Here is a 14,697-nt window from a genome sequence, read left to right as displayed (position 1 = left end):
TTCAACCCGCCATCTGGCTGCGATAGCTGCGGATGCGTTCCATGACCTCGTGCCGAGCGTGCAGGAAACCCGGCTGCTCGCGCGTGGCCAGCTGATCGCGGCGCTTGCCAAGGTCGACGGGGATTTCGGTCGCGACGCTGGTCGGACGGCGCGACAGGACAATCACCTTATCCGCCATATAGACCGCTTCATCGACATCATGAGTGACCAGCAGGCAGGTCTGGTCGAAGCGCTGCGCCAGCTCCAGGATCAGGTCCTGCATGTCGGCGCGGGTCTGGGCATCGACCGCCGCCAGCGGCTCGTCCAGCAACAGCAGGTCGCTTTCCGAGGCAAGTCCCCGCGCGATCGCCACGCGCTGCTGCATGCCGCCGGACAGTTGCCACGGATATTTCTGGGCGAATTCCTTCAGCCCGACTGCCGCCAGCAGCTCATCCGCACGATCGCGTCGCTCCTGCCGGGTCTTCTGCGCCGTGTCGCGCATCGCAAAGATCACGTTTTCCCGCGCCGTCTTCCACGGAAACAACGAGCGGCTGTAGTCCTGAAACACAACCGCCAGTCCTTGCGGCGGCTGGGTCACGGGCTGGCCGCGAAAACGGACCTCGCCGGTGTCGGGCTGGCTTAGCCCGGCCAGCGCCATCAGCAGCGTGGTCTTGCCACAGCCCGAGGGGCCGACCACGGAAACGAAATCGCCCTTGCGAACCCGGAAATCGATCCCGTCAAGAATGGGCATCCGCTGCAAACCGTGACCATATGCCTTGCGCAGATCAACGGCTTCAAGAATCGTCGTGTCGTTCATCGTTCCATCCGTTTAAGGCTGACAGGACCGTGGCCCCGCCCTTGCGCATCATTTCGCGGTGGTGCCGGCCAGATCCTCGGCCGTGATCGGAGAGGACAGCATTTCCGCCCGCGACATCGCGTCGAGCAGCTTCTGCACCTCGGTCAGATCCATCCCGACATCGTCGCGAACGACGGCCAGTGTCACGTCGGCGGCTGCTTGCGGGGTCAGGCCGACATATTTTTCGGCAGCGGCAATCAGCGCATCGGGATCGGCCTGAAGGCGCTGGCGGGCGGCTACGGTAACTTCGCCGAAAGTGCGGATCGTCTCGGCATGTTCGGCGGCGTATTTGTCGGTCGTGTAGATCACGTCCGACAGGCCGGGCGTCGACAGATCGGCCAGCATCCCGGCAGCGATGCGCTTGGCCCCGATCTCGGGGTTATGCATGACCGAGGCCTGGAAGGGGTTGATCAGGCAGGCCGCATCGACGGCGCCCTGCTGCATTGCGGCTTCGACCTGTGGAAAGGGCAGGACGACCGGCTGGACCTCGGACCATTTGATGCCCGCGGCGCTCAGGTGATCGCGCCAGGCCAGTTCGCACAACCCGCCATTGGCGTTCAGCGCGATACGGTGGCCCCTGACGCCCTGAATATCGGTGATGCCCGAGGCCTGCGTCGAAATGAAACCGGTCAGCATCATGTCTGGCGCCTTTTCATGGCCCAGCGTCATGACCAGCTTGATCGGCACGCCGTTCAGGCGCGCATTGATCGGTGGGATCGATCCGGAATAGCCCAGATCCGCCTCGCCCGAGGCAAGGGCTGCAACCACGGCCGGGCCGCTTTGCCCCTCGATGGCCTCAAGGTCGATACCTGCCCGCTCATAGTCGCCGGCATCGCGTGCCACCAGCACGGGCAGGATCAGATCCGCCATAAGGTAGGTCAGCCGCAGCTTGACCGGTTCGGCATGGGCTGGCCCAGCGACAGACAGCGTTCCTGCACAGCTGAACGCGGCCAAGGCCGCGATGGCACGAGCAAAGGAAGAGCGCATGATCACTCCTTGTTGGATGAAGATTGGGAGAAGAGCAGGCCTTCTGAGGGCCTTATACTTGACATTGTCAAACTAATAAGTTGACGATGTCAAGTAAGTTTGTTGATCTCTTTTCACCTTTGCTAAGGGGCTGATATGTGGGCAGACATGGGCCACGATATTCGCGATCTCTTTTCCTACCGGCTGGCATTGCTTGCGCGCGCCAATGACCGCGACGCCCAGAATCATCTGATGTCGAATTACGGGGTGACGCTGATCGAATGGCGCACCTTGGGCGTCATCCGGGCCCTGTGTCCCTGCACCCTGCGCCAACTGGCGACGCAGGGCTTTCTGGACGAAGGCCAGATGAGCCGCACCGTGAAACTTTTGTGTGAGCGCGGGCTGGTCGAGCGACGGCCCGACGACAGCGACGGGCGCGCGATCAAGCTGTCGCTGAGCGCGGCGGGCGAGGCGCTTTACGTCCGGGTGATCGGTCATGTCGAAACCGCGAATGAGGAAACCATCGCCGTCCTCTCGCAGGAAGAGCGGCTGATGCTGATGGAGTTCATGCAGCGGATGCTGGACCATCTGCGGACTGGCGACGGCGCCTGATCCGTCCACGCTTTGCGAGCAATGCTGCGCGGGCGGCGGGCCGCCTCGCGCGCGGCCTGTCAGCGATAGGCGACACAGACCGATTTGGTTTCCAGATAATTATCGAGTGCCCCGCAACCGTGTTCGCGGCCAAGGCCGGATTGCTTGTACCCGCCAAAGGGCATGTTCTGGTCGGGGATGTTGTGGCTGTTGACCCAGACCGTGCCCGCCTTAATCCGGGGGACATAGCGCATCATCCTGTTCAGATCCTGCGTCCAGATCGAGGCACCAAGCCCGTATCGCGTGTCATTGGCCAGCCGGATCGCCTCATCCGGATCGTCAAAGGGGGTCATGGTCACGACCGGGCCAAAGATTTCATCCTGCATCAGCGCCATGTCCTGACGCACATCGGTGAACAATTCGGGCGCGACAAAATAGCCGGTCTCGGGCGCGCTGGCCCCGATCACCGCCGTCGCGCCTTCCTCCAGCCCGCGCGCGATGCAGGAACGCACATGCGCCTGATGTCGGGCAGACACCATCGGGTTGATCTGATGCGCGGGGTCCAGCCCGGCCCCGACCGATAGGCTACGGGTGACATTGGCGATCACCTCCAGCGCCTTGTCATAGATCCCCTTCTGGGCATAGATCCGCGCCCCCGAGCAGCAAGTCTGCCCCGAATTGAAGAAACTGCCAATGCCGACTGCCGCGCCCAGAAGGTCCAGATCCATGTCGTCGAACATGACCATCGGAGCCTTGCCGCCCAGTTCCAGCGTGACCCGCTTCATGTCCTTCATCGCCTGAATGCCGATCAGCTTGCCGGTCTCGGTCGAGCCGGTGAAGGTGACCTTGGCGACACCGGGATGGGCGACCAGCGCCGCGCCTGCCGCCGCGCCATCTCCGGTCACGACATTCACGACGCCCTCGGGCAGACCGGCCTCAAGGCAAAGCTGCGCCAGCCGGATCGAGGTCAACGGCGTCTCCTCGGCCGGTTTCAGGACCACCGTACAGCCAGCGGCCAGCGCGGGTGCGATCTTCCACACCGCCATGTTCAGCGGAAAATTCCATGGCGTGATCGCGGCGACCACGCCGACCGCTTCCTTGCGGGTAAAGGCCTGATAGCGGGTGCCGGGCGGGATTGCGATCGAGACATCCAGCGTCGCCCCCTCGATCTTGGTCGCCCAGCCAGCCATGTAGCGGATGTATTCGGCCGAAGACTGCACTTCGATCAGGCGCGACAGCGTGATCGATTTGCCCTGATTCAGGGTTTCCAGCTGCGCGAGTTCCTCGCCGTTTTCCTCGATCAGATCGGCCAGTTTCAGCATCAGGTTCTGGCGCTGGACGGGCAGAAGTTGTGACCAGGGACCGTCGAACGCCGCCTGCGCGGCCCTGACGGCGCGGTCCACATCCTCGGCCTCGCCCGCCGGAACCTGCGCGATGACCTGTCCGGTGGCGGGGTTGTAGACCGGAAAGCTCCGCCCCGAGGCCGCAGCGGTCGCCTTGGCCCCGATCTGCATCAGCGGTGCTGCAAGGAATGCCGTGACCGCGGGTGCGATTTCGGTGACGGCGCTGTCAGGGCGCGCGATCTTCATGCTTGTTCCTCCTGAGTTTTTCTTGTTGTCGCATTCGCGGCGCGGTGCACGCCGGCGGGATCAGAGGCAGGGCGCATCACGAAATCGAATTCGGCCTGCCATTTCTCGGTCGTGCTGGTGACGGGTCTGAAATCGACGATCAGCGATTGCTTGACGCCAAAGACCGCGTCCGAGGTCAGATAGGGGTCACCCTTGACGAAGATATGCGTGATGATCCGATCGTAACCGGGGGCGGTGATCAGGAAATGCATATGTGCCGGACGCCAGGGATGGCGTCCCAGCGCGGTCAGCATCTGCCCGACCGGCCCGTCATCCGGGATCGGATAGGAAACCGGCCGTATCCCGCGAAAGGCATAGCGCCCGTCCGGCCCGGTACGAAACACCCCGCGATTGTTGAAAGGCGGCTGAATGCCGGGCTGCTGCACGTCGTAAAAACCGTCCTCGTTATCGGACCAGACATCGACCAACGCATTGGCGACGGGCCGGCCCGCCAGATCCAGCACCCGCCCCGAGAACAGGCAAAGCTCTCCCTTGCCGTCCAGACTGATATTCGCCCCCATCGGGCGCTCTGGTGCGTCGTCGACATGGAAGGGGCCGAAAACGGTGGTTTCGGTGGCACCTTCGGGCAAGCGGTGGTTGATCGCATCGACCAGCATGGACAGCCCAAGCGCATCCGACAGCAGGATGAATTCCTGTCGGGCGTCGCTGCAAAGCTGACCGGTGCGGGTCAGGAAGTCGATGGCATATTCCCATTCGGCCTCGGTCAGTTCGACGTCCTTGGCGAAATCGTGCAGGTGCCGGACCAGCGAGGTCATGACCCGGCGCAGGCGCGGATCGGCGTTCACGCCAATCCGGGCGGTCACGGTCTCGGCAGAGGTTTCCTCGGTCAGGTAGGTCATGTCGGTTTCCTCAGACGACGGGCGGTTGCCCCTGATGCGCGCGGGTGATCAGCGCGGTCAGCGCGTCACGCTCCAGCGGGCGGGGGTTCCAATAGGGGTTGGCCAAAGCCAGATCGACGGCGCGCCCGATGCCATCGGCGGGCATCCCCAGCTGCGCGAGCGATGCCGGTGCACGCACCTCGCGGCCCAGATCGAACAGTGCGCGGGCAGGGTCCTGGCCCAGAACCGTTGTCAGGCGGGCCATGACCTCGGGAATGGCCGGTGCGTTATAGGCCAGCGCATGAGGCAGGATCAGCGTGTGGCATTCGGCATGGGGCAGATCGAAGGTGCCGCCCAGCGTGTGGCAAAGCTTGTGATGCAGCGCCATGCCGACCGAGCCCAGACAAATACCGCACAGCCAAGCGCCATATAGCGCATCGGCCCGTGCCTCGCGTTGGCCGGGGTCCTGCGCGATCACGGGCAGGGCGCGTGCCAGCGACCCGATCGCCTCAAGCGCCAAGGCGGTGATGATCGGGTTCGTTTCGCGCGCATAGAGCGCCTCGACGGCATGGGCGATGGCATTGATGCCGCTGGTGCCGGACAATTCCGACGGCAATCCCAGCGTGTGGTCGACATCATAGATCACCACTTCGGGCAGCACCTTGGCGGTGGTCTGGGTGCGCTTCTGACCGTCCGAGGTCTCCCCCAGAATCGGCGTCATTTCCGAGCCCGCATAGGTGGTCGGGATGACGATCTGCGGCAGGTCGGTGCGCAATGCGATCGCCTTGCCCAGCCCGGTGGTGGAGCCACCGCCGATTGCGACAACCACATCGGCCATGACCCGGCGGGCCATCGCGGCGGCATGTTCGCTGACCTCGACCGGCGTATGCATCACCGCGCCGGGAAACAGCCCGACGGCGGCGGGACCCAGCAGCTCAGCGACGGCCTGAGCCTGCGATTCCTGCTGCGGCGTGGACAGGATCAATGCCCGCTGCGCGCCAAGCCGCTGCATTTCCTGCGGCAAGCGCGCGGTGGTGCCGCTGCCAAAGATCACCCGCGCCGGATGGCCGGTATAGACGAAATCGCGGCTGGTCATCATTCGGCCTCCGGCACGGTTACGACGGGGTAATCGACCTGATGTCGGGCGACGCGCATCCCTTCCAGCCGGTCGCGGGCACGCAGATGCGCGGGATGTTCGGCATAGGCCGCCAATGCGGCGCTGCTGTCGAATTCGCTGACCAGCACCATGTCGCATGCATAGGAGACGCGGCTGACATCCACGCCGATCTCCAGCCCAGACATGCCGGGAATTTGGCCGCGCAGCGCTTCGAATTCGTGGCGAACGGCAGCGATGGCCGCCTGTCGCTGGGCTTCGCAATCGCCGTGGACATTCCACATCACGATATGACGGATCGGTTGCTGCATTCGGGACTCCGGCTGAAGGGCAGGGCGCATTCGATGCCGCCACCCTGTCATCGCCGTTCCGCGGGATAAATCGCCGGTTCTGGGAATTATATTTGCGTAATCTGCAACAATATGCGCAGCCTCGTGGCGCTGCCGGACCGACGGCTGCAAGGGCAAGGAACATAGATGGACCGCTTCACCGAATTGCAGGTTTTCGCGGCGATTGCCGAAACGACCAACCTGACCCGCGCCTCGGAAATGCTGGGCATGTCGGTTTCCGGCGTCAGCCGCGCCTTGTCCTCGCTGGAAAACCGGCTGGGTGCCCGCCTGATCCAGCGCACGACCCGGCAATTGTCGCTGACCTTGGAGGGCGAGCGTTTTGCCCGTGACGCGCGCGAGATCCTTCATGACCTGCGCGCCGCCGAGGAAAGCGCCAGTCGCGGCAGCGCCGAGCCTCGGGGGGTCCTCAGGATCGGCGCATCGCTGTCCTTTGCCCTGCTGCATCTCATGCCGGTGATCCGGCAGTTCAAGGCCGATTATCCGCTGATCCGCATCGATCTGCAGGCCTCGAACCGCTATTACGACATCATCGAGAACGGTCTGGATCTGGCGATCCGCACGCGCCGGTCCGAGGTCGACAGCTCCGTCACCATCCGCAAGCTGGCCGAGGTGCCGCGCCAATTGGCGGCCTCGCCGGATTATCTGGCCCGCCACGGCGTTCCCGCCAGCCCCGAAGACCTGCTGCGTCATCACCTGCTGCTTTACACGCTGGCGGATGATTGGGACGAACTGCAGCTTAGCCGTCACGATCAGGTGCGACGCCTTGCCGTCAGCGGAGATTTTGTCAGCAATGACGGGCAGTTGCTGGTTCAGGCAGCACTGGACGGATTGGGCATCCTGTTGCAACCCGCGTATATTCTGCAGGACGCGCTGTCTGCCGGGCGGCTGCAACAGGTGCTGCCGGACTGGCGCGCGCCGGGGCTGACGATGAGCATCGCCTATCCTTCGCGCCGCTTTCTGCCGCTGCGCACGCGGCTGTTCATCGACGCCCTTGTCCAGCATTTCCGCGAAAACGAGTTCGAGCAACGCTGGCAGGCCCACACCTGACCAAGGCAGCGGGGCGTAGCCGACTGGTCCCGCCCGCCTCATGCGAACAGCGCGGTCAATTCGTTCACCCGCGCGTCGTGACATTTCTGGGTGCCGGACCGCGGCTGTTGCAAGGTGATGAAGGGCAATAGCGGGTCATCCACGGCGGTGCGGTGCCCCGTCAGTTCCTCGATCACGGCAAGTCCGCAGAAAGGGACATAGGCCTCGGAATAGCCGCCCTCATGGACCAGCAGCAGCTTGCCGCCGCAAAGGCGATCTGCGGCCTCGATCATCATGCGCGTCATTTCGCGAAAACTGTCGCTATGCAGCTGCATCCGCGCCAAGGGGTCCAGCGCATTGGCGTCGAAACCGCAGGCGACGATAATGACCTCGGGGTGGAACGCGTCCAAAGCCCGCAACACGATCTGGCTCATTGCGCGCATATAGGTCGCGTGGCCTGACCCGGCGGGCAGAGGAATGTTGATATTGCGGCCTGTGCCCATGCCGATGCCGCGATCATGTTCGCCGCTATAGCCGGGGGGATAGCAGCCCTCTTGATGCAACGAGATGGTCAGCACATCCGGCCGGTCCTCATAGACCGCCTGCGTCCCGTTGCCGTGGTGGACATCCCAGTCGATCACCGCGACCCGGCCCAGCTTATGCCGCCGTTTGACCGTTTCGATCGCCAGCGGGATATTGGCCATGAAGCAGAAGCCCATCGCCTGATCGGGCAGGCAGTGATGCCCCGGCGGGCGCGACAGCGCATAGGCATTGTCGACCTGACCCAAGACGACCGCCTCCAGCGCGGCGGTTGCCAGCCCTGCGGACAGGCTTGCGATTTCATAGGTGCCGGGACCGACCGGAGCGCCCGCTCCCATCGATCCTTGTCCGGCATCGCTCAGCGCTTTCAGCTTTTCCAGATAGGCGGCCGGGTGGACCAGTCGCAATTCCTCATGCGTCAGGGCAGGGGCCGTACGGATATCGAGATGCCGTTCCAGACCGGAAACCGCGATCAGGTTGCGCAGGCGGCGCTTGCTTTCGGGCGATTCAGCCAGGCTGGAGCCGTTCGGAACCTGCACCCAGCCACCGGCAGGCAGGATCAGCGCATGTGGCCCCGAGTGATGCCAGAAGGTCAATTCGTCGGTGAAAAGGGCGGTCTTGCGCGTCATAAGCCATCTCCGTCTGGGCTAGTCCGGCTGGTGGCCGATCTGCATGGCACGGGGGCCGATGCACCAGATCCTCAAGCCACGCCCCCAACTGCCGCCACGCTCCATCGACAGCCGGGCAAAGCCCATTGCCTGTTGCGCCAGAGATTCGATATTTCACGCCAGAAGGGTGACCGGACCAGAAACGGTCCTTGCGGGATCAGTCGCTTTCGACCGAATGGACCGCGCTGGGTTGCTGCCCCGTCCAATTCCGAAAGGCGCGCCAGAACACGGTGCTGTCGGCATAGCCAAGCGCATTCGCGACATTCGAAACCCGCGCGCTTTTCTGCCGCAACAAGGTCTGGGCAAGGTTCTCGCGGTGTTCGCGCAGCAGATGGCGCAGGCTGGTTCCCTCTTCGCTGAGCCGCCGTTGCAGGCTGCGCGGTGACATGCGCAACTCGGCCGCCATGGTGGCCAGCGTGATCGGGCGCTGACCCAGCCACAGGCCGATGATCCGGCGCAACTGATCGGACATGCTCTCGGGGGCGCGGCTTTGGCTGATCAGGTCGCCAATATGGCGCTCAAGGATCTGGGCCAGCCCGCCATCCTCGGCGCGATATTGGCATGCAGCGTCGGATTGGGCAAAGATGATCCGGTTCGCCGATTGATTATACAGGACCGGCGCCCGGAAGGCGCGGTGCAGCAGCGCGCGGTCGGTCTGGCTGTCATGTTCGAAATGCAGCTCATGCGGGCGCCAATCCGCGCTGAAACTGGACCGGACCAACTGGCAGACCGCAGCCAGCGTATATTCCGCGTCCTGCCGGCGCGGCCAGATCGAGATATCGGCAAGGCGATAGGTCCAGACCAGATCCGGCCCGACCTCATAGACGCTGGATTGCGTGCCGTCCTGCAACGCCATTCCATGCCGGGACAGACGGTCGAACGCCACCCGCAAATTGGGCGAGATCGAAAACAGCACACCCATCGGGCCCAGATCCGCAGGTTTGATCCGCATCCCGATCTGCAGACCCAGATCCGGCGCCGAGATCAGTTCGGCAGCCTTTTCGAAGGTATCGACATAACGCGCCAGGCTGGTCTGGGCATAGGGATCGGAAATACTGGTTCTGGGCAGACCTTGCGAGGCGAAGAATGCATCGCATCCCTTTGTCGAAGCAGCAATAAACTCGGCCAAAGGTGCAAGGGCAGCCGCACGGATCGTCGCTTGGCCGTGATCTAATCCGCGCGAATGACTGTTGCTCATCGCCCCCGTCCGCATGACGCTGTGGCGCGAATTATCGCATATTTGGCACCTTCGGCAATGGGTGAGGACACGAAGTCATGCATCATCGCCGGATAAAAATCACAACAGGGACCTCACCTCATGTCGCACGTCGTGACGCCAAGCACGCCCGGGGGCGCGCATCTTGCCCGAAACTCGATCGGGCTGGTTCATATCATTTTCTTTGTGGTCGCAGCCGCCGCGCCGCTGACGGCGGTGGTCGGTGCCTCGACGGTGGCCTTTGCCTTTGGCAACGGACCCGGCGTGCCCGGAGCCTTCGTGCTGGCGGGGCTTCTTTACCTGATCTTCGCCGCAGGTTTCAGCGCCATGAGCCGCCATGTCGGCGGCGCAGGTGCCTTTTACACCTATATCGCGCAAGGCATTGGGCGACCGGCAGGCGTCGCCGGGGCGATGATCGCGCTGTTGACCTATACGGCGGTGCAATCTGCGGTCTATGCGCTGTTTGGCGTGTTCTCGGCGGCAGCATTTGCCGGGCTTGGTCTTGATCTGCCGTGGTATGTCTGGTCGCTGTCGGCGCTGGTCGCGATCCATCTGGCGGGCCGCCGCAACATCGCCTTTTCCGGGACGATCCTGGGCATCGCCATGATCCTTGAGGTTCTGGTGCTGCTTATGCTGAACGTCGCCATCTTGCTGCAAGGTGGCGGGCCCGAGGGCTTCAGCCTATCATCCTTCGCGCCCGCCGTGGTCTTCACCCCCGGTCTGGCGGTCGCGCTGGTCTTTGTGATCGGTTCGTTTATCGGGTTCGAGGCCACCGCCATCTTCGGCGAAGAAGCCCGCGACCCCGACCGTACCATCCCACGCGCGACCTATGCGGCGGTGCTGCTGATCACCGCCTTCTATGCCTTTTCGACCTGGGCCATCGTGCAATATTACGGCCCTTCGCAGATCCAGCGGGCGGCGGAAGCCGGGCTGGAGACGCTGTATTTCACCGCGGCCCAGCAGGTTCTGGGCGACTGGTCGGTCGCCTTGATGAACGGGTTGCTGCTACTGTCGCTGTTTGCCTGCGCGCTGTCCTTTCACAACACGCTGAACCGCTACTTCTTCGCTCTTGGCCGCGAAGGGCTTCTGTGGCGCAATCTGGGCAAGGTCCATCCGCGGCACGGTTCGCCGGTGGCGGCGGGCAAGCTGCAATCGCTGTCCTCCGCGGTCGTACTTGCGCCATTCATCCTGTTCGGCGCGGACCCCTATGCGGTGATCTTTTCATGGCTGTCGGGGCTGGCGGTGCTGGGCATCCTTGCGGTGCAGATCCTCGTGTCGCTGGCGATCATTCTCTATTTCCGGCGCCAGCACGGCCATGACCATTCGCGGCTGGTCACGCTGGTTTTGCCGGTCGTCGCGCTGATCGGATTGGGCGGCGCCTTCGTGCTGGTCACCGCGCATCTGGACCTGCTGACCGGGTCTGACAGCCCTCTGGTCCGTGCCTTCCCGCTGCTGGTGCTGCTTGTCGGGCTGGGCGGCGTGCTGCTGGCCCGCCGGATCCAGCGCCACCAACCCGAGCTTTACGCCAATCTTGGCCGTGTCTTCGGCTGAGAAACTTCCCTCCGGGTCCCGCCGGGCACCCGTCCTTTCGGAGAAAACCAATGCTTGACCGCAACCAGAACTTCCTGCGTGAAAACAATGCGCGCTATCAGTTCCATCCCATGATCCACCCGATGCTGTCGCAGGCCCATCCGCCGCAGATCATCGTTGCGGGCGACGGCTGCCGGGTCACCGATATCGATGGCAAAACCTATATCGACGGCGTCGGCGGACTGTGGAACGTGAATGTCGGTCACAACCGCCCGGAAGTGAAACAGGCGATCATCGCGCAGATGGACCAGATTTCGTATTACTCGTCCTTTGCGGGCACGGCCACGCCGCCCTCGATCGAGCTTTCGGCACTGGTTTGCGGAATGGCCGATGTCGAAGAGGCTGACAAGATCGTGTTCAGCGCCAATGGCTCGGACGCCGTGGAAACCGCGCTGAAATTGGCGCGGCAATATTGGCGGCTGGCGGGCGAGCCGGGGCGCTACAAGTTCATCTCGCTGAAGAATGGTTATCACGGCGTCCATTTCGGCGGCGTCTCGGTCAATGGTTCGCCCTATTACCGTGGGGCATATGAGCCCCTGCTGCCGGGATGCACCCAGATCGACACGCCCTGGACCTATCGCAACCCCTATAGCCAGGACCCCGAGGAGCTGGCTCAGATCATCGCGGACCTGCTGGACCGCGAAATCCGGCATCAAGGCCCGCAAACGGTCGCGGCCTTCATCGCCGAGCCGGTGCAGGGGGCAGGTGGGGTCATCGTGCCGCCTGCAAGCTTCTGGCCCAAGCTGCGCGAGGTCTGCGACCGCTACGGCGTGCTGCTGATCGCAGATGAGGTGGTGACCGGCTTTGGTCGTTCGGGTTCGATGTTCGGCGCGCGGGGCTGGGGGGTCAAGCCCGATATCATGTGCCTCGCCAAGGGTATTTCGGCGGGCTATGTGCCCTTGGGCGCGACGGTCCTGAACCGCCGCGTGGTTTCGGCATGGTATCAGGGCATCACACCCGAAGGGTTCCTGATGCATGGCTATACCGCGACCGGGCATCCTCTGGCCTGTGCCGCTGCACTGGCCGCGCTGGACATCGTCATCCGCGAGGATCTGCCCGGCAATGCAGCGCGGCAGGGGACCCGCCTGATCGAGAAACTGAAGCCGCTGGCCGACAGTTCGTCGATCGTGGGTGAGGTGCGCGGCAAAGGCCTGATGATCGGGCTGGATCTGGTCGCAGACAAGGTCAGCCGCGCGTCGCTTGACCCCTCGAACGGGATCGCCGAACGCGTGGCGGCCTATGCGCGGGACGAAGGCGCGATCGTCCGACCCGCGGGCTCGACCATTATCCTGTCGCCGCCGTTGGTCATCAACGAGGCCGAATGCGACATCCTCGCCTCGGCTCTGACCGCGGCCTTTGCCCGGATCGAGCGGGAACTCTGATCGACGGATACTGCTCTGGCCAGAAAGGATGCCCGCGATTGCGTGGGCATCCCGTTATGCTATGTCGCCGAACTGGATGGCGTGACAGGCAAGCCTGGCAAGAGCCATTGTCAGACGTTGCTGGCCAGCATCCACAATTTGTAGCAACCATTCAGAATTGTCCCATTTCTGGCCATTCAGAAATGTCCTCGGACGCGGCATTTGCCAGCAGCCGGGCAGGGCGGAGACTTCCGCCATCGCAGCCCTGACCGGCTGCCGTGAGCCGACTATTGGTTCCCGGAGATGAGGTTATTCCGTCTCACGAGACAGCAACAACCCAAGCGAGAACAGGTGAGATTGTGACTTCGGGGATTATTCCGCGGGCGGTCGCGCCGCCGTTGCCTCGGCCACCCGACGTTCAGCCCGCTTGTCGAGGATGGTCTTCTTGCGCCCGCGCGGACGCCCGGTCAGTTCGTAGCGCGTCCGTTGCTTGCCGACACGGCGGATTCTGAGCGGGTCCTTCTCCTGCTGCGCCTTGATGATTGTCAGGATTTCGCCGAGCCGCTTGTTCTCGGTGATGGCCGCGTGGGTGACGCGCTGCTCCTTGTCGAACATGGTATAGGCCAGGGAGACACCATTCATCACCACCTCGACCGAACCGTCTGGATACTCGTAGAGATCGATGTATTTCCCGGCGGCGGCCAGGCTGAGATCATTGGGCGCGAGGATGATGCGTTTCTTCTCATAGGACAGCGACAACTGCTGCGAAACGAAACGTTCGTCACGACGGCACAGAATGCGGCGCAGCCGGTCCGGCTCGATATTGAAGGCCCGGTGCAGGTTGTCGGGGCGGTGCGGGACACGGGCGAAACGGGCGTTGAACGCCTCCATGAAGCCCGGCAAAAATTCGTTGCCCGCTGCCATGTCGCTGATCCCGGCCAGACGCAATTCCTTGACCAGGCGGTCCTGCAAGGTCCGGTTGGCGCGCTCGACGCGCCCCTTGGCCTGCGAGGAGTTGGCGCAGAGGATCTCGATATTCAACTCATTGAGCGCGCGACCAAATTGTGTCATGCCATGGCCGCTTCGGGCATCGGCGCGGGTGACGCGGAAGACGCTGTGCTTGTCGGAATAGAAGGCGACCGGCAGGCCATGTTCCTTCATGTAGCCTTTGAGCGCCTCAAAATAGCTGAAGGTGGTTTCCGAGGTCACGAAGCGCATCTGCATCAGATTGCCGGTGGCGTCGTCTATAAAGACCAGGAGCGTGCAGGGATCGCGGCGATCCTCAAACCAGCGATGCTCGGAGCCATCGATCTGGATCAACTCGCCCAAGGCCTCGCGCCGCAGCCGCGGCTGATGCAATTGTCGACGATATTTGCGGGACGCCCAGAGCCCGTCCGCAATCATCCATTTGCGCAGAGTCTCGCGTGAGATCGCGATGCCATGCAACTCGGCCAGTTTCTCAGCCGAAAAACTCGGGCCGAAATCGGCGTATTGCGCCCGGACCAGCGCCAAGATCTCGCTGCGGCGGGCCGGATCGATCATGTTGTTGGGATTGCGGCCGCGCGCCTTATGCGCCAGGCCCGACGCGCCACCGGCACGGAAGCGTGTCAGCAGGCGATGCAATTGCCGTCGGCTCAAATCCAGAAAGGCCGCAGCATCGGTCGCGCGCAATCGGCCGGTCTCGACTTCCTTCAGAACCGACATGCGTTTCAGATCGCGTTCGCTCATCATCACCCATCCCATGTCCGTTCTCCGACTTTGGCTTTGAGGCTTCAGCCGGGGAACTGTGACATTCCTGAATTGCCAATGTGAGACATTTTAGCTTTGTCGTGTGGTTTCAGGCTGCGCCGCGACCCTGACGTTCATGAGGTTAGGGCAGGGGGTCGATTTCGGACATCAGTTTTTCTCGGAAGACTTCGGCGGGGGTGCGATAGCCAAGGCGTGGCATTGAGCCGGTGACAAATGGCGATGAT

13 protein-coding genes and 1 pseudogene are annotated in these 14,697 nt (G+C 63.2%); 4 read left to right on the top strand and 10 right to left on the bottom strand.

What is annotated here, in order from left to right:
- Nucleotide 1: 1 nt before the first annotated feature.
- Together GL300_RS19120 and GL300_RS19115 are read right to left on the bottom strand one after the other, a co-directional pair.
- Entirely contained in the window at nucleotides 2-796 is a 795-nt protein-coding gene (locus GL300_RS19120; protein WP_155041295.1) for an ABC transporter ATP-binding protein, read from the bottom strand.
- Between the two features lie 48 nt (nucleotides 797-844).
- Nucleotides 845-1,822, bottom strand: a complete 978-nt coding sequence (locus tag GL300_RS19115; RefSeq protein WP_155041294.1) for an ABC transporter substrate-binding protein — start codon at nucleotides 1,820-1,822, stop codon at nucleotides 845-847.
- A 147-nt stretch (nucleotides 1,823-1,969) separates the two neighbouring features.
- On the opposite strand from GL300_RS19115, the gene GL300_RS19110 reads away from it, so the two are divergent.
- Complete coding sequence (locus tag GL300_RS19110) at nucleotides 1,970-2,413, top strand: MarR family winged helix-turn-helix transcriptional regulator (RefSeq protein ID WP_170297726.1); 444 nt, start codon at nucleotides 1,970-1,972, stop codon at nucleotides 2,411-2,413.
- Between the two features lie 59 nt (nucleotides 2,414-2,472).
- On the opposite strand, the gene GL300_RS19105 is transcribed toward GL300_RS19110, so the two are convergent.
- From GL300_RS19105 to GL300_RS19090, 4 genes are read right to left on the bottom strand one after another with little or no spacing between them, the layout of a single operon-like run.
- Entirely contained in the window at nucleotides 2,473-3,981 is a 1,509-nt protein-coding gene (locus tag GL300_RS19105) for an aldehyde dehydrogenase family protein (protein WP_155041292.1), read from the bottom strand.
- The gene (locus GL300_RS19100; protein ID WP_155041291.1) at nucleotides 3,978-4,880 is read right to left on the bottom strand and encodes an intradiol ring-cleavage dioxygenase; all 903 of its coding nucleotides are present in this window, start codon (nucleotides 4,878-4,880) and stop codon (nucleotides 3,978-3,980) included. The genes GL300_RS19105 and GL300_RS19100 overlap by 4 nt, the downstream gene beginning before the upstream one ends.
- A 10-nt stretch (nucleotides 4,881-4,890) precedes the next feature.
- Nucleotides 4,891-5,958: a maleylacetate reductase gene (locus tag GL300_RS19095; RefSeq protein ID WP_155041290.1), complete on the bottom strand. Its 1,068-nt coding sequence runs from the start codon at nucleotides 5,956-5,958 to the stop codon at nucleotides 4,891-4,893.
- Nucleotides 5,955-6,284: a Dabb family protein gene (locus GL300_RS19090; RefSeq protein ID WP_155041289.1), complete on the bottom strand. Its 330-nt coding sequence runs from the start codon at nucleotides 6,282-6,284 to the stop codon at nucleotides 5,955-5,957. The genes GL300_RS19095 and GL300_RS19090 overlap by 4 nt, the downstream gene beginning before the upstream one ends.
- Before the next feature lie 165 nt (nucleotides 6,285-6,449).
- On the opposite strand from GL300_RS19090, the gene GL300_RS19085 reads away from it, so the two are divergent.
- A complete protein-coding gene (locus GL300_RS19085) occupies nucleotides 6,450-7,370 on the top strand; it encodes a LysR family transcriptional regulator (RefSeq protein ID WP_155041288.1) in 921 nt (306 codons plus the stop codon).
- 38 nt (nucleotides 7,371-7,408) lie between these two features.
- Here GL300_RS19085 and GL300_RS19080 read toward each other — a convergent pair whose 3' ends face one another.
- Together GL300_RS19080 and GL300_RS19075 are read right to left on the bottom strand one after the other, a co-directional pair.
- The gene (locus tag GL300_RS19080) at nucleotides 7,409-8,518 is read right to left on the bottom strand and encodes a class II histone deacetylase (RefSeq protein ID WP_155041287.1); all 1,110 of its coding nucleotides are present in this window, start codon (nucleotides 8,516-8,518) and stop codon (nucleotides 7,409-7,411) included.
- A gap of 196 nt (nucleotides 8,519-8,714) precedes the next feature.
- Nucleotides 8,715-9,755 carry an AraC family transcriptional regulator gene (locus GL300_RS19075; protein WP_155041286.1) on the bottom strand — a complete coding sequence of 347 codons (1,041 nt, stop codon included), beginning with the start codon at nucleotides 9,753-9,755 and terminating at the stop codon, nucleotides 8,715-8,717.
- A gap of 120 nt (nucleotides 9,756-9,875) precedes the next feature.
- On the opposite strand from GL300_RS19075, the gene GL300_RS19070 reads away from it, so the two are divergent.
- Together GL300_RS19070 and GL300_RS19065 are read left to right on the top strand one after the other, a co-directional pair.
- Nucleotides 9,876-11,324, top strand: a complete 1,449-nt coding sequence (locus tag GL300_RS19070) for an APC family permease (protein ID WP_155041285.1) — start codon at nucleotides 9,876-9,878, stop codon at nucleotides 11,322-11,324.
- A gap of 50 nt (nucleotides 11,325-11,374) precedes the next feature.
- Nucleotides 11,375-12,745 (top strand): aminotransferase class III-fold pyridoxal phosphate-dependent enzyme, encoded by a 1,371-nt coding sequence (locus tag GL300_RS19065; RefSeq protein WP_155041284.1) that lies wholly within the window; start codon nucleotides 11,375-11,377, stop codon nucleotides 12,743-12,745.
- 351 nt (nucleotides 12,746-13,096) lie between these two features.
- Here GL300_RS19065 and GL300_RS19060 read toward each other — a convergent pair whose 3' ends face one another.
- Both GL300_RS19060 and GL300_RS27480 read right to left on the bottom strand, forming a co-directional pair.
- On the bottom strand, nucleotides 13,097-14,467 hold the full coding sequence (locus tag GL300_RS19060; RefSeq protein WP_155041283.1) for an ISNCY family transposase: 1,371 nt from the start codon (nucleotides 14,465-14,467) through the stop codon (nucleotides 13,097-13,099).
- Between the two features lie 127 nt (nucleotides 14,468-14,594).
- A pseudogene (locus tag GL300_RS27480) lies at nucleotides 14,595-14,697 on the bottom strand (IS30 family transposase); the annotation flags it as partial.

It is taken from the genome of Paracoccus litorisediminis, from assembly GCF_009711205.1.
In the GTDB taxonomy this organism is placed as follows: Bacteria; Pseudomonadota; Alphaproteobacteria; order Rhodobacterales; family Rhodobacteraceae; genus Paracoccus; species Paracoccus litorisediminis.
This window is presented reverse-complemented; position numbering and strand designations above follow the sequence as displayed.

Bases quoted from the DNA above. Each gene is read 5' to 3' on its own strand.
- GL300_RS19120 (WP_155041295.1), bottom strand. From the start codon at position 796: ATGAACGACACGACGATTCTTGAAGCCGTTGATCTGCGCAAGGCATAT.
- GL300_RS19115 (WP_155041294.1), bottom strand. From the start codon at position 1,822: ATGCGCTCTTCCTTTGCTCGTGCCATCGCGGCCTTGGCCGCGTTCAGC.
- GL300_RS19110 (WP_170297726.1), top strand. From the start codon at position 1,970: ATGGGCCACGATATTCGCGATCTCTTTTCCTACCGGCTGGCATTGCTT.
- GL300_RS19105 (WP_155041292.1), bottom strand. From the start codon at position 3,981: ATGAAGATCGCGCGCCCTGACAGCGCCGTCACCGAAATCGCACCCGCG.
- GL300_RS19100 (WP_155041291.1), bottom strand. From the start codon at position 4,880: ATGACCTACCTGACCGAGGAAACCTCTGCCGAGACCGTGACCGCCCGG.
- GL300_RS19095 (WP_155041290.1), bottom strand. From the start codon at position 5,958: ATGATGACCAGCCGCGATTTCGTCTATACCGGCCATCCGGCGCGGGTG.
- GL300_RS19090 (WP_155041289.1), bottom strand. From the start codon at position 6,284: ATGCAGCAACCGATCCGTCATATCGTGATGTGGAATGTCCACGGCGAT.
- GL300_RS19085 (WP_155041288.1), top strand. From the start codon at position 6,450: ATGGACCGCTTCACCGAATTGCAGGTTTTCGCGGCGATTGCCGAAACG.
- GL300_RS19080 (WP_155041287.1), bottom strand. From the start codon at position 8,518: ATGACGCGCAAGACCGCCCTTTTCACCGACGAATTGACCTTCTGGCAT.
- GL300_RS19075 (WP_155041286.1), bottom strand. From the start codon at position 9,755: ATGAGCAACAGTCATTCGCGCGGATTAGATCACGGCCAAGCGACGATC.
- GL300_RS19070 (WP_155041285.1), top strand. From the start codon at position 9,876: ATGTCGCACGTCGTGACGCCAAGCACGCCCGGGGGCGCGCATCTTGCC.
- GL300_RS19065 (WP_155041284.1), top strand. From the start codon at position 11,375: ATGCTTGACCGCAACCAGAACTTCCTGCGTGAAAACAATGCGCGCTAT.
- GL300_RS19060 (WP_155041283.1), bottom strand. From the start codon at position 14,467: ATGGGATGGGTGATGATGAGCGAACGCGATCTGAAACGCATGTCGGTT.